Origin of the sequence: Streptomyces sp. ISL-43, assembly GCF_018614195.1 — a bacterium.
Taxonomy (GTDB): Bacteria; Actinomycetota; Actinomycetes; order Streptomycetales; family Streptomycetaceae; genus Streptomyces.
The window spans coordinates 1-20,840 of the sequence record NZ_JAGGOT010000029.1; the positions used below are offsets into that span (position 1 = coordinate 1).

At 71.8% G+C, this 20,840-nt stretch carries 16 protein-coding genes; 13 read left to right on the forward strand and 3 right to left on the reverse strand.

Annotated features, from left to right (window positions below):
• Positions 1 to 187 precede the first annotated feature (187 nt).
• Together J7F03_RS16175 and J7F03_RS16180 are read right to left on the reverse strand one after the other, a co-directional pair.
• Positions 188 to 2,680: a SpoIIE family protein phosphatase gene (locus J7F03_RS16175; RefSeq protein WP_214950047.1), complete on the reverse strand. Its 2,493-nt coding sequence runs from the start codon at positions 2,678 to 2,680 to the stop codon at positions 188 to 190.
• Positions 2,667 to 2,873, reverse strand: coding sequence for a hypothetical protein (locus J7F03_RS16180; RefSeq protein ID WP_214950048.1), 207 nt, complete (start codon positions 2,871 to 2,873; stop codon positions 2,667 to 2,669). Before J7F03_RS16180 ends, J7F03_RS16175 begins: the two co-directional genes overlap by 14 nt.
• Positions 2,874 to 2,929: 56 nt before the next feature.
• On the opposite strand from J7F03_RS16180, the gene J7F03_RS16185 reads away from it, so the two are divergent.
• The 4 genes from J7F03_RS16185 to J7F03_RS16200 all read left to right on the forward strand — a co-directional run bounded on the left by J7F03_RS16185 (position 2,930) and on the right by J7F03_RS16200 (position 7,624).
• A complete protein-coding gene (locus tag J7F03_RS16185; RefSeq protein WP_214950050.1) occupies positions 2,930 to 3,328 on the forward strand; it encodes a hypothetical protein in 399 nt (132 codons plus the stop codon).
• Between the two features lie 100 nt (positions 3,329 to 3,428).
• The gene (locus tag J7F03_RS16190; protein ID WP_214950052.1) at positions 3,429 to 5,630 is read left to right on the forward strand and encodes an efflux RND transporter permease subunit; all 2,202 of its coding nucleotides are present in this window, start codon (positions 3,429 to 3,431) and stop codon (positions 5,628 to 5,630) included.
• A gap of 172 nt (positions 5,631 to 5,802) precedes the next feature.
• Positions 5,803 to 6,996 (forward strand): serine hydrolase domain-containing protein, encoded by a 1,194-nt coding sequence (locus tag J7F03_RS16195; protein ID WP_374104343.1) that lies wholly within the window; start codon positions 5,803 to 5,805, stop codon positions 6,994 to 6,996.
• A 187-nt stretch (positions 6,997 to 7,183) separates the two neighbouring features.
• Entirely contained in the window at positions 7,184 to 7,624 is a 441-nt protein-coding gene (locus J7F03_RS16200) for a hypothetical protein (RefSeq protein WP_214950054.1), read from the forward strand.
• Between the two features lie 80 nt (positions 7,625 to 7,704).
• Here the strand turns inward: J7F03_RS16200 and J7F03_RS16205 are convergent, their stop codons facing one another.
• Positions 7,705 to 8,325, reverse strand: coding sequence for a nucleoside/nucleotide kinase family protein (locus tag J7F03_RS16205; RefSeq protein WP_214950055.1), 621 nt, complete (start codon positions 8,323 to 8,325; stop codon positions 7,705 to 7,707).
• Positions 8,326 to 8,634: 309 nt separating this feature from the next.
• On the opposite strand from J7F03_RS16205, the gene J7F03_RS16210 reads away from it, so the two are divergent.
• From J7F03_RS16210 to fusA, 9 genes are all read left to right on the forward strand, one after another.
• Positions 8,635 to 9,822: a glycoside hydrolase family 64 protein gene (locus J7F03_RS16210; RefSeq protein ID WP_214950056.1), complete on the forward strand. Its 1,188-nt coding sequence runs from the start codon at positions 8,635 to 8,637 to the stop codon at positions 9,820 to 9,822.
• A 301-nt stretch (positions 9,823 to 10,123) separates the two neighbouring features.
• The gene (locus J7F03_RS16215) at positions 10,124 to 11,317 is read left to right on the forward strand and encodes an MFS transporter (RefSeq protein ID WP_214950057.1); all 1,194 of its coding nucleotides are present in this window, start codon (positions 10,124 to 10,126) and stop codon (positions 11,315 to 11,317) included.
• A 563-nt stretch (positions 11,318 to 11,880) separates the two neighbouring features.
• Complete coding sequence (locus tag J7F03_RS16220) at positions 11,881 to 13,881, forward strand: RICIN domain-containing protein (RefSeq protein ID WP_251072021.1); 2,001 nt, start codon at positions 11,881 to 11,883, stop codon at positions 13,879 to 13,881.
• Positions 13,882 to 13,970: 89 nt separating this feature from the next.
• Entirely contained in the window at positions 13,971 to 14,597 is a 627-nt protein-coding gene (locus tag J7F03_RS16225) for a hypothetical protein (protein WP_214950058.1), read from the forward strand.
• A gap of 146 nt (positions 14,598 to 14,743) precedes the next feature.
• Positions 14,744 to 15,682: a GAF domain-containing protein gene (locus J7F03_RS16230; RefSeq protein ID WP_214950059.1), complete on the forward strand. Its 939-nt coding sequence runs from the start codon at positions 14,744 to 14,746 to the stop codon at positions 15,680 to 15,682.
• On the forward strand, positions 15,610 to 16,215 hold the full coding sequence (locus tag J7F03_RS16235) for an ATP-binding protein (RefSeq protein ID WP_251072022.1): 606 nt from the start codon (positions 15,610 to 15,612) through the stop codon (positions 16,213 to 16,215). Before J7F03_RS16230 ends, J7F03_RS16235 begins: the two co-directional genes overlap by 73 nt.
• Before the next feature lie 30 nt (positions 16,216 to 16,245).
• A complete protein-coding gene (locus J7F03_RS16240) occupies positions 16,246 to 17,139 on the forward strand; it encodes a LysR family transcriptional regulator (RefSeq protein ID WP_214950063.1) in 894 nt (297 codons plus the stop codon).
• 57 nt (positions 17,140 to 17,196) lie between these two features.
• Positions 17,197 to 18,252 (forward strand): tartrate dehydrogenase, encoded by a 1,056-nt coding sequence (locus tag J7F03_RS16245; protein ID WP_214950065.1) that lies wholly within the window; start codon positions 17,197 to 17,199, stop codon positions 18,250 to 18,252.
• Between the two features lie 483 nt (positions 18,253 to 18,735).
• Complete coding sequence (gene fusA, locus J7F03_RS16250; RefSeq protein ID WP_214950067.1) at positions 18,736 to 20,811, forward strand: elongation factor G; 2,076 nt, start codon at positions 18,736 to 18,738, stop codon at positions 20,809 to 20,811.
• Positions 20,812 to 20,840: the final 29 nt, after the last annotated feature.

Consider the following 20,840-nt stretch of genomic DNA (forward strand, 5'->3'; position numbering starts at 1 on the left):
GCACGCTGACACGGTGGGCGCCCTGAACGTTCTACGGGCCGGGCTGGTCCGTCGCGAGCCTCAACCGGCATAGCGAGAAGCCCCCTCATTTATGAGGGGGAGGAGTCACACCTCGGACTATGCGGCAGGAGGAGCCACCACCCCGCAAGCCACGGTCCGACCGGCGACTCCCGGCCAGGCCGGACCGTCAAGGGAGGGGCAGGTTCTGTTCGGACCAGACGGTCTTGCCTCCCATGGCGTAGCGGCTGCCCCAGCGGTGCGAGAGCTGGGCGACGATGTACAGGCCGCGACCGCCTTCCTCGGAGCTCCTCGCACGCCGCATCCTCGGTTGTGTGTTGCTGGAGTCCGAGACCTCGCACGTCAGGGTGTCCGCCCGGATCAGCCGGAGCCGGACCGGGCCACCCGCGTGGCGAATGGCATTGGTGACCAGCTCGCTGACGATGAGCTCCGTGCTGAAGGCAAGCTCGTCGAGGTCCCAGGCGGTCAGCTGATCCAGGACGAGATGGCGCGCGTCGCCGACGACCGCCGGGTCCGCGTCGAGCCGCCATGTGGCGATGGAGCCGGCATCCACCACCCGGGTACGGGCCAGCAGGAGGGTGACGTCGTCCCTCAGCCTGCCCGGCGGCAACCCTTCCACGATGTCATGCCGGGCCTGACGCAGCGGCCGACCGAGTACGTCCGCGCGCAGCAGTCGGTCGGTCAGGTCGCGCATGCCCTGGTCGATGTCCCCTTCTCCGCGTTCGATCAGCCCGTCGGTGTACAGGGCGAGGACGCTCCCCGGCGGCAGATCGCGTTCGACCGCCTCGAAGGGCCAGCCACCGACCCCCAGGGGCGGGCCGGGGCTCAGCTCGACGTACTCCACGGTTCCGTCCGGGCTGACCACGGCCGGAGGCGGGTGTCCGGCGCTTGCCATGACGCAACTTCGGGTGACCGGGTCGTAGACGGCGTACAGGCAGGTGGCCCCGGCCGGTCCACTGGGCACCGGCGTGCCCGCATAGCCGTCTTCGGCGTCTTCGCTCTCAGCTTCGGCGGCGACCTGCAGGACCATGTCGTCCACGTGCGCCAGCAGTTCCTCGGGTTCCAGTTCCAGGTCCGCCATCGCGCGTACGGCGCTGCGCAGGCGTCCCATCATGGCTGTGGCGTGCAGCCCGTGACCGGTGACATCCCCGACCACCAGGGCGACACGGGCCGACGACAGGGGGATGACGTCGAACCAGTCGCCGCCCACTCCGCTGTCCGCGTCGGCGGGCAGGTAGAGGCCGGCGGCTTCCAGTGCGGGTGTTTCCGAGGTGGTCGGCGGCAGAAGGCTGCGCTGCAGGCCCACAGCGGTGCGGCGCTCCTTGGTGTACCGCCGCGCGTTGTCCACGGCGACGGCCGCACGGGCCGCGATCTCCTCCAGAAGTGCCAGGTCGTCCGCCTCCAGCGGGGGAGTGTCCCCGGTGCGCCAGAGCGTGAGCCTTCCGAACCTGATGCCCCGCGCGCACAGCGGCGCCGTCATCGCCGAATGCGCACCCGGGACGGCGGTGGCCCACTTCGGGGCCGCGTCGCTCTCGGGTCCCGCGGGCCGGGTTCCGAGGCCGGTGATCAGCTCTCCCTGGCACTCCCGGGCCCCGGGCGCGGCCGGTTCGGCCCCTCCCGCCTCGGTCACGGTCGGGTGGGGAACGGCCGTGGCGAGAGGAGCCGTGAACCGGGCCGTACCCGTACGCAGCGCGTCCGCTTTCGCTCCGGCGACGGCCATCCGGATCAGGGGCAGCGGGAGATGTCCGTCCGGGGGTGGTTCACCGCCGCTCAGAACGGTCTCCGCGAGATCCACCGCGGCGCAATCGCCGAACGAGGGCGCCAGCACTTTGACCAGGTCCTCGACGGTGCGCAGGACGGACAGCGAACCGCCCAGCGCTCCGGTCGCGCGGTACAGCAGGTCCAGGCGCCCGCGCGACCGTTCGTGGTCGGTGACGTCGGTGAACACCGCAGCCACACCCATCGGATGTCCGTCGGGTTCCTGCAGCCGGAACGCCTGGATGGTCACGACCCGGCCCCCTCTGGGGTCGTCCAAGGTGCGCGCGGTCGTGTTGAAACCGACAAGGGGGTTCCCGCTGTGCATGACCTCCCGCAGCCGGTCGTCGATGATCCGCGCGTCCTGCGCCCACAGGAAGTCGGCCAGGCGCCGGCCGTTCAAGTCGACGGGCACCCCGGTGTACGGCAACAGGTGCGTGTTCGTCCGCAGCAGGCGCAGGTCCGCATCGAAGACGGCCAGGCCCACTCGGCCCTGCAGGAACAGTTCATGGGTGAAGGCGTGGTCCTGCCGCCATTGGGCGACCAGCTCCAGGGGTGCGCCCAGTACGAGGCAGCGGGCCGCGTCCCCACGCGCGCCGTCGTTCAGCGGGATGACGCGGAAGCCGATCTCCAGCTCGCGTCCTGAGCCGTGTCGCAGTGTGGCCCGGCCCTCCCACCCCGCCTGCTCCCCCTGCCTGCCCTGAGCCAGAACCGCTTCCCAGCTGCCCGGGTCCGGGTCCGCGAGGAGGTCCCGGGCCGGTCGGCCGCACACGTCCGCGGACCGGCGCTCCAGGAGGGCTTCGGCCGCCGGTGTCCAGGCGACGATCGTCCCGGCATCGTCCAGGAGTGCCGCGGCCGTGTTCGCGACGGCGAAGGGATAGTCCTGGTTGCTCTCAGTGGCGCGCATGCGTGCCCATCTCGTCCGCCCGGTCCCGCTGTCCCCATGCTGGTCGATGTCCGGAACGGGAGCCAGAGGCGTTGCGCCATCCGGTACCGCTCGGGCGGTAGCCGCGGACCAGCGGCGCGTAGGGGGTGGTGTGGCCGCGGGTGCCCGCCCAGGTGCGCAGGTAGCCCTCGGCTCCCCGCATGAGCTCGTCCACCACGTCCTTCCTCACGCCCCCTGCCCGCCGGGTTCACCCACGAGGGAGTCTGGAAGGTGCTGCGGGACCCCGCGCCCGGCACGGTCCGGCTCTACGAGTGCAAGGTGGTGAACCACTCGCTGCTGACCCCCGACCCGGGGTGCGAGGGGCAACAGCTCCTCGGCGCGGTCGGATACGCGTACACCAAGGCGGTGCCGGGCTCGGTGCCCCTCTACCGGTGCTACGTACCGTCCGTATTCGATCACTTCGTCTCAAACCGCGCCGACTGCGAGGGGCCGTACACGAAGGAGGGCCTGCTCGGCTACGTCATGCCGGTGACCGCGCAAAGGTGCCCCCGGAGCGTGCGACCCGGGGGCACCCTTCGCATCCTCGCCCTCGACGGCTACGGCATCACGCTGCGCCGCGAGTACGCCCGCAACCGAAGCGCTCCCTTCCCATCGGCTCCTGTCAAGTAACGAATAGCCGGGGCTACGGCCCCATCCCTCCTCCGGGCACGGTGGAAATCCACCGTTCTGCGCAAGAGCAGGACGCATGCCACCCGGATCAGAGGCTCCGATGTCCCGTCGCGCAGGCGTCTTCGTGACCCGTCGTCCCCGGCTCGTCCTCCTCGCCGCGCTCGTGTTCCTGGCGCTGTCCGTCGTGTTCGGTGCGGAAGCGACCGGCCGGCTGAAGACGCAGGGATACGACGATCCCCGGTCCGAGTCCAGCCGTGCCGCCCTCGCGGCCGCCGAAGGCCTGGGGGCGTCCCCCAACCTGGTCGTCGTCGCGCAGGCCGTCGGCGGTTCCGTCGACGGCCCGGAGGCCCGGAGCGCGGGCGAGGGCCTGACCCGCCGCCTCGCCGCCCAGCCGCACGTGAGCGCCGTGACCTCGTACTGGACCGGCGGCGCGGCGGAACTGCGCAGCCGGGACGGCCACGCGGCCATGCTGGTCGCGCACGTGGACGGGGAGGGAGAACAGCTCGGGGCGCGGGTCAAGCGGCTGAGCGAGGAGCTGACCGCCCCCAGCGCTTCCGACGCGGCCCTGACGGTGCACGTGGGAGGGTCGGCGCTCACCGACGCCGAGCTGCAGGACATCGCGGAGTCCGACCTGAAGCGGGCCGAGGCCGTCGTCCTGCCGGGAACCCTGATCCTGCTGGTCCTGGCGTTCGGCAGTGTGGTGGCCGCCGCGCTGCCGCTGCTGATCGGGGTCCTCGCCATCGCCGGGACCCTGCTGGTCCTGAGTGTCCTCGGCTCCGTCACCGACGTGTCCGTGTTCGCGCTGAACCTCACCACGGCGCTCGGCCTGGGGCTGGGCATCGATTACGGGCTGTTGATCGTCTCGCGGTTCCGCGAGGAGCTCGCGGCCGGGTACAGGCCGCGCACGGCCGCCATCCGGACCGTGCGCACCGCCGGCCACACGATCGCCTTCAGTGCCGCGACGGTCTCCGCCGCGCTCGCGACGCTGCTGGTGTTCCCGCCGTACTTCCTGCGCTCCTTCGCCTACGCGGGCATCGCCGTGGTGGCCATCGCCGCGGTGAGTGCCGTGACCGTCCTGCCCGCCGTGCTCACGCTGCTCGGAAAGCGGGTGAACGCCTGGCCCGTGCCGTGGCGCCACCGGGTGCAGAAGGGCTCCGGGTCGCGCTTCTGGGAGGGGCTGGCGCGGATCGTCGTACGCCGCCCGCTGATCGCGGCGCTGCCGGTGATCGGCCTGCTGGTGCTCCTCGCCGCGCCGTTCGCGCACGCTGGTTTCGCCACCCCCGACGACCGGGCGCTGCCCACGAGCGCGGCCGGCCGCCAGACCGGCGACCTGGTGCGCGACGCGTTCGACATGAAGGGCTCCAGCGCACTCACCGTCCTCGTCACGGGCACGGCGCCCCGGTCGGCGCAGGAGGACTACGCCCGTCGGCTGTCCGCGCTCCCCCAGGTCGCCCAGGTCGTGGGTCCCGACGGCGACGGCCCGGCCCGGCTCTCCGTGGTGCCGCTGGTCGACCCCCGGTCGCGCGCCGCCCAGCAGCTCGTGCACGACGTCCGGTCGACCCCCGCCCCGGCGGGCACCGACGTCATGGTCGGCGGACCGAGCGCGGTACTGGTCGACGCCAAGGACACGGTGGGAGACCGGATACCGCTGGCGCTCGCCCTGATCACCGTCACCACGTTCGTACTATTGTTCGGATTCACACGCAGCCTGCTCCTGCCGCTCAAGGCCATCGCGCTGAACGCCCTGAGCCTGACGGCCGTCCTCGGGGCGATGGTATGGATCTTCCAGACGGGCCATCTGAGCGGCCTGCTCGGCTTCACGCCCGGACCACTCAGCACGACCATGCCGGTGCTGCTGTTCTGCATCGTCTTCGGGCTCTCGGTGGACTACGAGGTGTTCGTTCTCGCACGGATCAAGGAGGCGCGCGACGCCGGGCAGGACAACGCCGACTCGATCGTCTCGGGCATCGCCCGAACGGGCGGCATCGTGACGACCGCCGGCGCCCTGCTCGCGTTCACCCTCCTGAGCTTCGGCACCTCCCAGGTCTCCCTCCTGCAGTTCTTCGGGATCGGCGCGGGCCTCGGCGTCCTCCTCGACGCCACCCTCGTGCGGGGCGTCCTCGTACCGGCGCTCATGCGCCTGGCGGGCGGCCTGAACTGGTGGGCACCGAAGCCGCTGAGGCGCAAGGTGCCGCCTCCGGCTCCTCGTCCTCGACCGGCCACCGCGAGAAGGTGCCCCCCGGGCCGCTGCTCCCCGAGCCGCACCGTCGTCCGTGCCCACGCCCACGCGGCGCGCCGCTGACCTGGGCGGATGCTCTGAGCCGCGTTTCCGGAGCAGGCCGATCCGCCGAGATCGGCAGAAGAGAGGCCGGATGGGCCACGGCTCGGCGGAGTGCGGCCGCGTCGCCGTCGGCAGCGGGACGGCCCCTGCCATCGTGGGCCACCGCACTCCGTCTTCGCCGGGAGGTACCTCCGTGTCCCCACGCCCGTACGGCCACGCCGGCCGGATCCGCCCGTCGCTGCGCCTGGCTGCCGCCACCGCTGTGTGCGGCGCCGTGCTCGCCGCCTCCGTGCAGCCCGCCCAGGCCGGAGCGGACCGCAATCCGCCGCCCGGGGTCGCTCTCCGCCAAGAGCTGCGGGAGCTGGTGGACAGGCCCGACGGGCCCCCCGGAGTCATCGCCGTCCTGCGTGACGGCGACCGTACGGAGATCTACCGGGCGGGCGTGGCCGACGTGGAGAGTGGCCGGCCGCCGAGGGCGACCGACCACATGCGGATCGCCAGTGTCGCCAAGGCCTTCAGCGGAGCGGTGGCCCTGGGGCTCGTCGACCGGGGCCGGCTGCACCTGGACGACACGATCGGTGAGGTGCTGCCCGGTCAGCCGGTTGCCTGGCACAGGGTGACGCTGCGCCAACTTCTCAACCACACGAGCGGGTTGCCCGACTATCCGGCCTCCCAGGGGTTCATCGACATCATCTCCGAGGACCCCCGCCACCACTTCGATTCCCGGCGCCTGCTGGAGTTCATCGCCGACGAGGACCTCGAATTCCGGCCGGGCAGCCGCTACGAGTACTCCAACTCCGACAACATCGCCATCGCCCTCATGGCCGAGGCCGCCACCGGACGCCGGTACGAGACGCTGCTGCGCGAGCTCGTCTACGAGCCGTTGGGCATGGAAGCCACGAGCCTGCCGCAGGGGTACCGGCTGCCCATGCCCTTCCTCCACGGCTACCAGATCGATCCGCAGGCCGGGCCCGTCGACGTCAGTGAGGCCGTGAGTGCCTCGGGGGCGTGGGCGGCCGGGGGCATCGTCTCGACGCCGAAGGACCTGACCGCGTTCATCCGGGGCTACGCGGGCGGCGCGCTCGTCTCGGACCGCACCCGACGGCAGCAATTCAGATTCATCCCCGGCGCTCTGTCCCAGCCCCCCGGACCCGGCCGCACCGAGGCGGGCCTGGCGATCTTCCGCTACACCACGCGCTGCGGAGCGGTGTACGGCCACACCGGCAATACACCCGGCTACACGCAGCTGGTGGCGGCCACGGCGGACGGTCGGCGCTCGCTGACCTTCTCGATCACCACGCAGACGTCCCTCACCAGCAACCCCGACCTGTCGGCACAGGTCCGGGAGGTCCAGGAGGACTTCGTCTGCGCCCTGCTGCACAGGTGACCAGGCGGTCGTGGAGACCGCCGAGGCCGCAGGCGCCGTCAGCCCCGATCCAGGGGGTGCGAGGTTCACACCGATGGGGGAAGCTGGGAATGCCGTAGTGCCGGCGGGGGCAGAGAGGCGAGGAAGGTCCTTCGTGAACGTTTCAGCAGCCGGCCGCCCCGCACGCGCATCCCGGTGCCGGGTGCGTATGGCCACCCTGCTGTGCACGGCGGCGGCCATGGCGGCCGCCGTGATCCCGGCCTCCGCGCACACCGGTGGTACGTCATCGGCCCGGACTCTGGATCCACTGGATCCGGTGGTGGTCGTCGACTGTTTCTCGCAGGCCCAGATGCGCCCCGCGGAGTACCTCCTGGCCTGCGGCGACGGGAACAACCGCCTCGTCGGACTCCGATGGGACACCTGGGGGGCGAGGACCGCGACGGCCACCGGCACCGACATGGTGAACGACTGCCGCCCCTACTGCGCGGCCGGCCGTTTCCGCGCCTACCCGGTAACGGTGACCTTGAGCGATCCGGAGGCCTGGCCCGAGCACCCCGACGTCCAGCGCTTCACAACGATCAGGCTCCTCTACACCGACACCGCACCGGACCCGGTCCCCAAGGACGTGACCTACAAGCTCGTGTACTGACGGAAGAACGCACCCACCAAGGACGCACACCAAGGGCGCACCGACGCAGGGCGGAGCCGGGCGCTGCGGCCCTGGCGAGGTCAGCCCGTGTCGACCACGAGATCCGCGCGGGCGCGGCCCGGGGCGATGAGCCGGGCGTTCGCCTCGTCCGAGCGTGCCACCCACTCGCGTGCGTACGCCGGATCCTTGCCGTGATGTACGTGCCGCTCGACCAGGCGCCCGATGCGCAGGGCCCGGTCCGGGGCGAGGTACCAGGCTTCGTCCAGCAGTGGCCGTACCGCCGCCCACTCTCCCGCATCGTGCAGCAGGTAGTTCCCCTCGGTGATCACGAGCGGTAGGGCCGGGGTGACGGGAACGCTGCCCGCGATCGGGTCCTCGAGGGAGCGGTCGAAGGCGGGCGCGTACACCGTGGCCGCGCCGGGTGCGCGAAGTCGGCGCAGCAGGGAGACGTAGCCGGCGGCGTCGAAGGTCTCCGGAGCGCCCTTGCGGTCGGCCAGCCCCAGCCGGGCCAGTTCGGTCTGGGCGAGGTGGAATCCGTCCATCGGGACGACCACGGCCGTCTCCGGCCCGAGCGCGTCGGCGAGCAGGGCGGCCAGCGTCGACTTTCCGGACCCCGGTGGCCCGGCGATGCCGAGGATTCGCCGGTTTCCCCGGGCGGTCAGCGCGCCCGCCCTCGCTACGAGTTCCGTCGTCTTGTCCACCTGTGCATCTTGCCTGAGGACCGCACCCGGCGGTGTTGCCGCACCTTCTGCCCGGTCGAACGGTGGTACGTGGATCGGGTCGCCTGCCGGCGGGCCGAGCGGGCGCCGTCACGTCCGGGCCGTGCGAGATTCATTGACAGAAGGTGAACGCGGCCCGACTCTGAGAGCGCTCTCAGACTTCAAGTCGTCCAAGCCTTCCAGCCTTCCATCGATCCATCCGTCCGTTCATGCTCCGTCCGTCCGCCCGCTCCATCTGCGTCACCGGGCACCGCACTGCCCGGCATCGTGTCCCCCCACAAGGAGGAAAGCGTGTTCCGCTTATCGAAAGTACTGGCATCCGGGGTCGCGACGTCGATCGTCGCCGCATGCCTGACGGTTCTCGGTCAGTCGGCGTCCGCGGAGGCCGTACCGGTCACCATCCCGCTCACGATCAAGAACAGCTCGGGACGGAGTGAGCCGGTCTACGTCTACAACCTGGGCACCCTGCTCGCGACGGGCCAGCAGGGCTGGGCCGACGCCAACGGCACGTTCCACCCTTGGCCCGTGGGGGGCAATCCCCCCACCCCGGCCCCCGACGCGTCGATCGCGGGTCCGGCCAACGGGCAGACCAAGACGATCCGGATGCCCAAGTTCTCCGGACGCGTCTACTTCTCCATCGGCCAGAAGATCGTCTTCAAGGTCAGCACGGGCGGCCTGGTGCAGCCTGCCGTGCAGAACGCCTCCGACCCCAATCGCGACATCCTCTTCAACTGGTCCGAGTACACCCTCAACGATGCCGGCCTGTGGATCAACAGCACGCAGGTCGACATGTTCTCGGCTCCGTATGCGGTGGGTGTGAAGGCGGCCAACGGCACGGTCGTGAATGCCGGTCGGCTCAAGCCGGGCGGTTACAACGCCGTCTTCAGCAAGCTGCGTTCGGCCGGCTGGGGAGGATTGATTCAGAACCGTCCCGACGGCACACCGCTGCGAGCGCTCTCGCCGGGTCACGGCATCGAGGCGGGCGGAATCTCGGCCGGCGTCATGAACGACTACGTCAATCGGGTCTGGAACAAGTACAGCTCCTCGACGCTCACCGTGACGCCGTTCGTGAACCAGCCGAACACCAAGTACTACGGCCGGGTCTCGGGCAACGTCATGAACTTCACCAACAGCTCGGGAGCGGTGGTCACCAGCTTCCAGAAGCCGGACTCCGACAGCATCTTCGGCTGCTACAAGCTGCTGGACGCACCCAACGACCTGGTCCGCGGCCCGATCTCCCGCACTCTGTGTGCGGGCTTCAACCGGTCGACGCTCCTGACCAACCCCGACCAGCCCGACGCGAACGGCGCGGACTTCTACCGTGACGCCGTCACCAACCACTACTCCCGCATCATCCACGAGCAGATGGCCGACGGTAAGGCGTACGGCTTCGCCTTCGACGACGTCGGCGCCCACGAGTCGCTGGTGCACGACGGAAACCCGCAGGAGGCCTTCATGACGCTGGAGCCGTTCAACTAGGCCGGGACCCGGGGACCCGGGGACCCGGGGACCTGTAGACCTGGGGACCGGAGCAGGAGACCGGCTCCGACAGGGCGGGCTCGCCGCCCTGTCGGGGGAGGTCGCGACCGGACGCGCCGGAAGGGTACGGGGAACGGGGGCAGCACCGATCCGCCCGGCTGCGCAGGGCCGGTCGTCGAGTCCTACCCGGCCGCCGCGCGCGGCGGGGACTGCGACGTTCTCCGCTGTGCAGGTGGGGGCGGCGGCGCGCCGCGCAGGTCGGGCCCGGTCCGGGGTGCCTCGCGGGTTTACCGTCGGCGGCATGGACGGTGATCGCCGAGGGTGGCGCGAGTGTTTGCTCAGCGGGGCGGTGTTCGCCGTGTGCATGGCCGGCACCACGCTGCCGACCCCCCTCTACGGCCTCTACCAGGAGAAGTTCGGCTTCTCCGAGCTGACGGTGACCGTGGTGTACGCCGTGTACGCCTTCGGCGTCATCGGTGTGCTGCTGCTGGCGGGCAATGCCTCGGACGCCGTGGGCCGGCGGCCGGTGCTGCTGGCGGGGCTGGGTTTCGCGGCGGGGAGCGCCGTCTGCTTCCTGTGCGCCGACGCGATGGCCTGGCTGTACGCGGGGCGGCTGCTGTCGGGTCTGTCCGCCGGCCTGTTCACCGGGGCCGCCACGGCGTACGTGATGGAGCTGGCACCGCACGGCGGCGCCTCGCGGGCCACTCTCGTCGCGACGGCCGCCAACATGGGCGGGCTGGGCTGCGGTCCGCTGCTCGCCGGAGTGCTCGCGCAGTACGCCTCCCGGCCGCTGTACCTGCCGTTCGCCGTGCACCTCGCGCTGGTGGCCGGCTCGGCCGTCGTCCTGCTGCGGCTTCCGGAGACGGTACGGGAGCGGCGGCCGCTGAGCACCGTCAGGCCGCAGCGGCCCGGTCTGCCCGCGCAGGTGCGGGCGGTGTTCGGGCCGGCGGCGATCGCCTCGTTCGTGGGGTTCGCACTGTTCGGGGTGTTCACGTCCGTCAGCCCGGCGTTCCTCGCACAGTCCCTGGACGTGCACAACCATGCCGTGAGCGGACTGGTGGTCGCGCTGGCCTTCTTCGCCTCGACCGCCGGGCAGCTGGCGGTCGGCGCGGTCGGGGTGGGGCGCTCGCTGCCCCTGGGGTGCGCCGGGCTCTTCGCCGGGCTGGCGCTGCTCGCGGGCGCGCTGTGGTGGGATCTGCTGCCGCTGGTGGTGCTGAGCGCCCTCGTCGGCGGACTCGGGCAGGGGCTGGCGTTTCGCGGGGCGCTGTCCGCGGTGGCCGAGGCGTCTCCCGCGGACCAGCGGGCGGCCGTGATCTCCACACTGTTCGTGGTGGCGTACGCGGGCATCTCGGTGCCGGTGATCGGCGTGGGATTGCTGGTGGGTCCGCTCGGGCTGGAGGGTGCGGGGCTGGTGTTCATCGCGTGCATGGCGGTGCTCGTCCTGTCCGCGGCCCTCTACCTGATCCGGCGTCCGGTGCGGGCCGCCGGGGCCTGATCGCGTAAGGCCGTCGGCGGCGTCGATCGGTCGTCCAGGGCGGTGCTGGTGTCCCACGGGGGTTCGCCTCGAACTCCGGCGGGGCCTCGATGACGAGCTGCTCATGGCGCGCGACACGGTCGCGCGGATACCGGCATCCCGGCCCGGACGCTGCGTCAGGGGCCCACGGAGAACCCCGCCTTGTTCCGCTGAGCCGGCCGGGCACCGAGTTCCTCACGGGTCGTGACGAAGGGAATTCGACAGGTAGTAATTAGATGAATCCCTGACTGAATTCCCGTCAATAGGCCCTTGCCCCTTATCTCGATTTGATAACGACTCCCTCCGATAAGGCCTGGACCAATACACGTGACGCGCGTAACTTGCCTTGTTTACTTGAGTATTGAGTGTTCGTCAGATTTGGCGGACAGGTAACGGAACGATTTCTCGAAGCGCGCTCCTCTTTGTCCGAATTCTCCGCCGCATTCGTCTGGCAGGCTTCCGCGCACCCACTCATTCGACACAGACTTGAGGTGCCCATGCCAGGACGACGCAGACGGCGTGAACACCGCCGCAAACCCCGGCGGTTGATACTCCTCACCGCCGCCATGGCCACGGCGGCGGTGATCGCCGCCGGCATCGCCTACTCCGGACTGGGTGACGACGCCCAGGCCGTGACCGTGCAAGCCGGTGCGGAGGCCGCCGCACCGGCCGCCGCGCCCGCCCGGGACCAGGAGCCCGAACCCCTCGCGAGCGCGCCCGCCAACGAGAGCGCGCGCGGCATGGTCTACGACGGCCTCGCCGCCGCACCGAAGGGCGACCGGTGCGCCGGCGTCTACCGGACCGGTGCCGGTCTCTGCACCCACGGCCCCGACGCCCCGCCCAAGGGTGTCGACATCGCGAAGGACATCCCGCCCGCCGTCAAGGCGTCGGCGCCGGCGGCCGATCCGGCCCGCCCCGCCGCCGATGACCCGGCGACCGGCGAAGGCGGCGGACGTCCTCAGGACGCGCCCGCCGCCGACGCCGACCGCGCTGCCGACAAGTCCGCCGCGCCCGCGCCCTCGGCCGCCGGCCAGGACGTCGCGGCCGGCCCCGCGGGCCAGACCGTCCAGTGCGACGGCGACGGCAGCACCGGCAACCGCGTCCAGGTCGTGTACATCCACGGCCCCGGCCGCGACCGCTTCTCCGAGTACGTGGCCTCGTTCCGCAAGTGGGCGGCCGACGCCGACCTCATCTACGCGGCGAGCGCCCAGGAGACCGGCGGCGTCCGCCACATCCGCTACGTGACGGCCGCCGACTGCACCCCGACCGTGCTCAACATCGAGCTCCCGGACTCCGCGTTGGCAGAGTTCAGCGCGACCAACGCCGCGCTCGCCGGCAAGGGGCTCGACCGCCGGGACCGCAAGTACATGATCTTCGCGGACACCCAGGTCTACTGCGGCATAGGCACCTTCAACGGCGACGAGCGACCCGGCCAGGCCAACCTCAGCAACTTCGGCCCCTCGTACGGGCGTACGGACTCAGGCTGCTGGGGCGGCCACACCGCGGCGCACGAACTCGGCCACAACCTGGGCGCCGTCAACAACAGCGCCCCGAACACCAGCCGCGGCGCGCACTGCACCGACGAGTTCGACGTCATGTGCTACTCGGACACCCCGTACTACCCGCAGATGCGCAACATCTGCACCAACCAGGCGTCCGAGAACATCCTGGACTGCAACCACGACGACTACTTCCACACCGGCCCGAAGGCCGGCAGCTACCTGGCCACGCACTGGAACATCGCCGACAACCAGTTCCTGATGCGGAACAAGGGCGGAGGCGGCACCGACCCCGGTCCGACCCCGACCCCGACGCCGACCAAGAAGCCGACACCCACACCGACCAAGAAGCCCACGGGCGGACCGGCTGTGACGGTGGGTCAGGTCCAGTCGGACTCCGCCGTCGTGAACTGGCCCAAGGCCGAGGGCGCCGCCTGGTACCAGGTCCTGCTGAACGGCAAGCACCTGGCGTGGGTCCAGTCCCCGGTACTGCGCGTCTACAACCTCCGGCCCGACACCTCCTACACGGTCGCCGTCTCCGTCCGCGACAGCGCCGGCCGGGACAGCGGACCCGGCAAGGCCGCGTCCTTCCGCACGAAGGGAACGGGCGGCGGTGCGACCAGCCCCGGCACCCGGTACCTGCTCGGGAACGGCAGCACCGGCATGGCCGCCGAGGTCTGGGGCGGGCGCAGCGCCGACGGCACCGTGCTCGTCGGGGCGCGTTCCAACGGGTACGCCCAGCAGCAGTGGTACTTCGACGACGCGGGCAACGGACTGGTCCGCATCCGCTCCGCGGTCTCCGGCAAGTGCCTGCAGCCGGGCGGCACTCCGGCCGCGGGCATGTGGGTCGCACAGCAGCCCTGCGGCGGCGCCGGTGCGCAGGCCTGGAAGCTGGCCTCCAGTGGCGGCGCGGTGAACGTCACCGACCCGAGCGGCGGCTTCGCGCTGACCGTGAGCAGCCGCCCCTACTACGGGAACTGGCTGCTCGACCTCCAGCGCGCGGACGGCCGCCCGGCGCAGGCCTGGACCGTGCAGAAGGCCGGCTGACCCTCACAGCCCCCTGAAGTCCCCTCCGGCGGACGGCCGCGTCGCGCGGCCGTCCGCCGGCCCCTCACCCCACCCGGAGCACCGCCACGATGCGCATACGAATCGCTTTCCAGGCCGTCCTGACCGCACTCGGCCTGATCCTGCTGTCCCCCGCCGCGGCGCACGCCCACGGCGACACCGTGAAGGTGGTGATGACCGGGCAGCGGGAGGGCCGCATCACCGCCGACATCACCTGGGAGAACGACGGGGACGCCATCGAGGAGGCGGTCGCCGCCACCGTGAACGCGGTCAGCGGCGACGGCGCCCGCACCATGGGGCCCTGGCGGCTGGTGCGTGACCCCGCCGCGGCGCCGGCCGGCTGGACCACGGCCGAATCCCTGCCGCCCGGCGCCTGGAAGGTCACCGTCGACGTGGGCTTCCCCGCCCTCGGGCACGGAGAGCTCGAAGTCGGCGTACCCGTGGTGGACCCGGCACCGGTCACCGGCACCCCGGTTCCCCGTCCCGCCACACCGTCGCCCGCACCGACCCGGACACAGACACCGGTCCAGACACCGGTCCAGACACCGATGCCGGCTCCGGCCTCCGAGGCCCCCGCACAGCCCGCGGAGCCCGGATCGGGGCCCGCCCTCTGGTGGACGACGGCGGGCGTGGTGGCAACGGCCCTGGCCGGGGCGGCCGTCGGGATCCTCGTACGGCGCCGGCGCGCGCGCGGCTAGCCCGCCGCCCCGCGAGGGCGCGCTGCGGGTCGCCGGGTCAGACCTGTGCGCTCTTGCTGGGGCTGCTCGCGCGCGCCGGGACGGAGCCGGGAGCGGCCGGTCGCCCGCTGGCGGTTCCCGCTAGCGAGGTCCCTCTGGTCTGCACGGTGGTCCGGCTCGCAGCGCACGCTCCAGGCGATTCCGATTCCGACGCCGACGATCAGTGGCTCGTCCTGGTCACCCCGGCGGAAACCGCGGCGGAGGCGGTCGAGCGGGACTCGGAGCGACGCCGGAAGGGGCTGTCCCACGCCGCCGCCGCGAGCATCGGGGCCTCCCTGGACGTGACGGACATGGCCCGGATCCTCGTGAATCTGCTCGTCCCTGATTTCGCCGATCTGGCGACGGTGGACCTCGCCGAGCCGGTGCTGGTGGGCGACGCGCCCGCGCACCTCGACGCCAGCGGTGATGTCCGCCTGCGCCGGACCGCCGCCGCGCAGAGCCCGGGGATCTCCGCGGAGGACCTCCTGCCGGTCGGAGAGGCGCTCCCTCCCGTACCGGACACCGAGGTGATGCGGCCGCTCATGGCAGGACGGCCGGTACTGGTGTCCGACGTCGCCGTACTCCGCGCGACGCTCGGCGTGGACCCCGAGACCCTGCGCCTGTTCGTCCCGAGCGGGGCGCACTCCTCCGTGGCGGTGCCGCTCTACGCGCGCGGTCTGATCCTCGGCTGCGTCACGGTCTGGCGCAGTCAGCTGCCTTCCGCGTTCGGCGAGGAGGACGCGGCCCTCCTGCAGGACATCGCCTCCAGGGCCGCCCTCGGCGTGGACAACGCGCGCCGCTACACGAAGGAACACCTGTCGGTGGTGGCCCTGCAGCGGAGCCTGCTGCCGTGCTCCGCCCTGGACTTCGCCGCCGCGGAGACGGTGGGCGTCTACCAGCCGGCGGGGGGCGGCTTGGGAGTCGGCGGGGACTGGTTCGACGTGTCGGCGGAATGCCTTTCGAGGCAACGGAGTTCGAAGTGCGGCCCGGCAGCATGCTCGCGTTCTTCACGGACGGACTCGTCGAGAGCCGCGGCGGCGACATCGAGGAGGGAATGGAGAGACTGAGGAGCGCGCTCGCCGGCGCGAACCAGATCCGGACCCTGGGCGAGATCGGCCAGGACGTTCTCGACGGGGTGCTGCCTCAAGAGCCCGCCGACGACGTCGCCTTGCTGCTCGCCCGCACCCACGCCCTCTCGTCCGATCAGGTCACCGAGTGGGAACTCGAACCCGACCTGTCCCTCGTCGCGCACGCCCGTGAGCTGGTGGTGGGCCGGCTGTCCGACTGGCGGTTGGACGAACTGAGCTTCGTGACGGAGCTCGTCGCCAGCGAGCTCGTCACGAACGCGATCCGCTACGCGGGCGGCCCGGTCGGGCTCCGGCTGATCCGCGACCGGGTGCTCGTCTGCGAGGTGTCCGACCCCAGCAGTACCCAGCCGCGCCTGCGCCGCGCACGGGAGACGGACGAAGGCGGGCGTGGCCTCTTCCTCGTGGCCCAGCTCACCGACCGCTGGGGCAGCCGGTTCACCAGTAGCGGGAAGACCATCTGGACGGAGCAGGCGATCGGCGGCCCCCTGGTCCGGGACGCCAGTGCGGCGTGAGGCAGGAGACGGGACGGCCTACGCTGAACCGTGGACTTCCGGCAGCTGACGTACTTCCTCGCCATCGTGGACCAGGGCGGCTTCAACCGCGCGGCCGCGGCACTCTACGTGTCGCAGCCGTCCCTGTCGCAGTCCATCCAGGCCCTGGAACGCGACGTGGGCAGCTCCCTGTTCCACCGGATCGGCAGGAGGGTGGTCCTGACCGAGGCCGGTAGCGCACTGGTTCCACGGGCACGGGAAGCCCTGCACGCCCTGGAGCTGGCCAGGGCCAGCGTGGGGGCCGTCCGTGAACTACGCGGCGGACGCCTGGAGATCGCCGCGATGGCCTCACTCACGGTCGAACCCCTCAGCACCATGATCCAGCGCTTCACCGAGCGCTATCCAGAGGTGTCGCTCAGCCTGCGCGTAGCCCTCACCCGCGCGGACGCGGTCGAGATGGTGCGCACGGGAGGCTGCGAACTCGGACTGCTGACCACCTCGTCGCCGCTGCAGGGCCGGGACGTCGTCCCGCACCCTGTCGGAGACCACAGGCTCGTCCTGGTCACCCGGGTGGACGGTCCCTTCCCGGCCGGACAGGCAGTCCAACGTGAGCAGCTCGGAGGGCACCGGCTGATCGTCGGGCAGCGGGGGACCGGGATCCGCGGCTACGTCGACGACCTGAAAACACAGGGCATCGACGTCCGCATCGCGGTGGAGACCGAGCACCGCATGGCCTTCCTGCCCCTGGTGCTCGGGGGTGTCGGACTGGCGGTGGTGACGGAATCCTGGGCCGACCTGTCCGAACGGGCCGGAGCCCTCGTCCTCGACCTGGAACCGGCCTGCGTCCAGCACAACGTCCTGGTGAGCCGCAAGGCGCAGCTGACGCCGGCGGCCCGTGCCTTCCTGGAGATCGCCGTCCCACCGCCTCATAGGAGCAGCCTATGAGGCACATCGGGGATACGTGTTGGACCCGGACGGTGCCTGATTGCTGGAATTCGAGCCATGACGAACCACAGCATCGCCCTCATACCCGGTGACGGCATCGGCACCGAAGTCCTCCCGGCGGCACGAGAGGTCCTCGACGCCGTGGGACAGCGCCACGGCATCACCTTCACCTACGAGCAGTTCGACTGGTCCTGCGAGCGGTACCTGCGCCTCGGATCGATGATGCCCGAGGACGGACTGGAGCAGCTCCGCCGTCATGACGCGATCCTCCTCGGTGCGGTCGGCTACCCGGGTGTGCCGGACCACGTCTCCCTGTGGGGGCTGCTCATCCCGATCCGCCGGGCCTTCGGCCAGTACGTCAACCTCCGACCGATCCGCGTGTTCGAGGGCCTTCCCAGCCCCGTACGCGCGGCCGCGCCCGGCGAGGTGGACTTCGTGGTCGTCCGGGAGAACACCGAAGGCGAGTACAGCGAGATCGGCGGTCGGATGAACCGCGGGCGTCCCGATGAAATGGCCGTGCAGCAAGCCGTGTTCACGCGGCCGGGCGTGACCCGGGTCCTCGACTTCGCCTTCGGCCTCGCCGAACGGCGCGGCGGGCGCCTCACGTCGGCGACGAAGTCCAACGGCATCGTGCACACCATGCCGTTCTGGGACGAGCTGGTGGCCGAGCGTTCCGCCGAGCACCCCACGGTCGACTGGGACCAGGAGCACATCGACGCGCTGGCCGCGAAGTTCGTCCTCGACCCCGCCCGGTTCGACGTCGTCGTCGCGTCCAACCTCTTCGGGGACATCCTCAGCGACCTGGCGGCCGCGGTGGCCGGCGGCATCGGCATCGCTCCGTCCGCCAACCTCAACCCGCGGGGCGAGCACCCTTCCATGTTCGAGCCGGTCCACGGATCGGCCCCCGACATCGCCGGGCAGGGCATCGCCAATCCGATCGGCGCGATCTGGTCCGCCGCCATGATGCTCGACCACCTCGGCCACCCCGGGGCCGCAGCCGACATCACCGATGCCATCGCCGGCGTCCTGGCCACCACCCCCGTGCGCACGCGCGACCTCGGCGGCCGCGCCTCCACCGCCGAATTCACTTCCGCCGTCCTTCGGCACCTCTGACGGGCGGAGCCCGGCGCGACAGCGACTGCGCCGGCCAGGCCGGCCGGGAGGAAAGTCCGGTGCACCGGTCGGCCGGGCTCACTACACTCGCCTCACGCGCCGCAGCACATCACGGCGCGCTCGTCGCCGAGTTGAGGAAAGGGGAACCGGGCCATGTGCCGTCACCGCACCGCCGCCTTCGTTCCCCATGCGCGGTACGACGTGATCCCGGTGTCCCGGAACGCGCGGTGCCGGCTGCGCGGCCGCCACCGTATGCCCGTGACGCACGTCTGAGGTCCGAGTTCCGCCCGTCCCGCCGCCTCCGCACGCCCACCGCCCGGCCCCCGACAGGGGCCCGGCCGTGCGTGTCCGCCGGCCTACGGCGTGGCGGCGTGTGGACGCCCCGCCCCGGGGCCGCCCGCAGGCCGTCAGGACCGACCACCGAAGCCCTCTTCGTCCGGGAATCGCGCTGCCCTATCCTCATCACCCGAAAGGCATCGGGCCATGCGCACCGACCAGCGACCCCGCAGCACCGCTTCTCTCTCCACCACCCGCAACCTGGGCATCCTCGCGCACGTCGACGCGGGCAAGACGACGATCACCGAGCGGATCCTGTTCGCCACCGGTGCCGTGCACAAGCGCGGCGAGGTCCATGACGGCACCACCGTCACCGACTTCGACTCCCAGGAACGCGACCGCGGCATCACCATCTTCGCGGCGGCCGTGAGCTGCGCCTGGGGCGGGCACCGCCTCAACCTGATCGACACACCCGGCCACGTCGACTTCTCCGACGAGGTGGAGCGTTCGCTGCGGGTGCTCGACGGGGCGGTCGCGGTGTTCGACGCCGTCGCGGGCGTCGAGCCGCAGAGCGAGTCGGTGTGGCGGCAGGCGGACCGGCACGGTGTACCGAGGATCGCGTTCGTCAACAAGCTGGACCGGGCGGGCGCGGACCTGGACACCGCGGTCGCGTCGATCCGGGAGCGGCTGGGCACCGTCCCCCTGGTGGTCCAGCTGCCCATCGGGCGGGAGGACGGCTTCACCGGTGTGGTCGACCTCCTGCGGATGCGCGCGCTGGTCTGGCGTACCGGTTCCGACACGTGTGAGACCGGACCGGTACCCGAGCAGCTGCGGGAGGAGGCCGGCCGCCGGCGCCGGGCGCTGGAGGAGACGGTGGCCGAACTCCACCCGGCCGCACTCGAAGAGTTCTGCGCGGCGGCGGCCCTGACCGAGCACACCCTGGCCGTCGCACTGCGCGACCTGACCCTGAGCGGTGACGGCGTCGTGGTGCTGTGCGGCTCGGCGTACCGCAACCGCGGGGTCGAACCGCTGCTCGACGCGGTCCTGGCGTACCTGCCCTCGCCCGCCGACGTGCCGGCCGTACGCGGCACGCTCGACGGCACGGAGCAGGAGCGCATCGCCGACCCGGCGCAGCCCTTCACCGCCCTGGCGTTCAAGGTGACGGCGACGGCGACCGGGCGGCTCACCTACCTGCGCGTGTACGCGGGCTCGACGCGCAAGGGGGAGACGGTGCTGGACGCCGGCACGGGCCGGACGGAGCGGATCGGCCGGATCCTGCGCGTCCAGGCCGACCGGCACGAGGAGATGGAGGAGGTGACGGCCGGTGACATCGTCGCCGTAGTGGGGCTGAAGAACGTACGTGCCGGGGCGACCCTGTGCACGCCGACGGCGCCGGTGGTCCTCGAACCGCCCCTGGTGGCCGAACCGGTGGTGACGGTGGCGGTGGAGGCCCGCCACAACGCCGACATCGGCCGGCTGTCGTCGGCGCTGGCGCGGCTCGCCGTCGAGGACCCCTCCCTCGTGGTGCGGTCCGACCCGGAGACCGGTCAGACCGTTCTGTCGGGTCTGGGCGAACTCCATCTGGAGGTCGCGGTGGAGAAGATCCGCCGCGGCCACGGGCTGGACGTCGCCGTCGGCCGGCCGCAGGTCTCCTACCGGGAGACCGTGGTGCGGGGCGTGACGGGCCTGGTCTACCGGCACGTCAAACAGGACGGCGGCGCGGGCCAGTTCGCGCACGTCGTCGTGGACGTCGAGCCGAGGAAGGAGGCGGGGATGGAGTTCCGGTCGACGGTCGTCGGAGGCCGTGTGCCCCAGGAGTACGTGCGCGCCGTGGAGGCCGGTTGTCGGGACGCCCTCGCCGAGGGTCCCCTGGGCGGCTACCCGGTGACCGGACTGCGGGTCACGCTCACCGACGGCGCTACGCACTCCAAGGACTCCTCGGAGATGGCGTTCCGGGCGGCGGGCCGGTTCGCGCTGCGCGCGGCGCTGCGAGCGAGCGTGATGGAACTCCTGGAGCCGGTAGTGGAGGTCACGGTCACCGTCCCGGAGGACGCCGTCGGCGGGGTGCTCGGCGATCTCGCGGCCCGCCGGGGGAGGGTCTCGGGCTCCACCGCCCAGGCCGGCACCGCGGTGGTCACGGCGGCCGTTCCACTGGCCGAACTCTTCGGTTACGCGTCCGGGCTCCGCGGCCGGACCCGGGGCCGGGGCACCTTCACCACCCGTCCGGCCGCGTCCGCGCCCGTGCCGGGGTCGGTGGCCGACGCGGTCCTGGCCGCCCGCTAGCGGCAAGGAGGGCGGCGCTCGGAACCGCG

What these genes read in the sequence shown, in the direction of transcription:
- J7F03_RS16175 (WP_214950047.1), bottom strand. Translation starts at nt 2,680, where the DNA reads ATGCGCGCCACTGAGAGCAACCAGGACTATCCCTTCGCCGTCGCGAAC.
- J7F03_RS16190 (WP_214950052.1), top strand. Translation starts at nt 3,429, where the DNA reads ATGTCCCGTCGCGCAGGCGTCTTCGTGACCCGTCGTCCCCGGCTCGTC.
- J7F03_RS16200 (WP_214950054.1), top strand. Translation starts at nt 7,184, where the DNA reads ATGGCCACCCTGCTGTGCACGGCGGCGGCCATGGCGGCCGCCGTGATC.
- J7F03_RS16215 (WP_214950057.1), top strand. Translation starts at nt 10,124, where the DNA reads ATGGACGGTGATCGCCGAGGGTGGCGCGAGTGTTTGCTCAGCGGGGCG.
- J7F03_RS16225 (WP_214950058.1), top strand. Translation starts at nt 13,971, where the DNA reads ATGCGCATACGAATCGCTTTCCAGGCCGTCCTGACCGCACTCGGCCTG.
- J7F03_RS16235 (WP_251072022.1), top strand. Translation starts at nt 15,610, where the DNA reads ATGCTCGCGTTCTTCACGGACGGACTCGTCGAGAGCCGCGGCGGCGAC.
- J7F03_RS16245 (WP_214950065.1), top strand. Translation starts at nt 17,197, where the DNA reads ATGACGAACCACAGCATCGCCCTCATACCCGGTGACGGCATCGGCACC.
- fusA (WP_214950067.1), top strand. Translation starts at nt 18,736, where the DNA reads ATGCGCACCGACCAGCGACCCCGCAGCACCGCTTCTCTCTCCACCACC.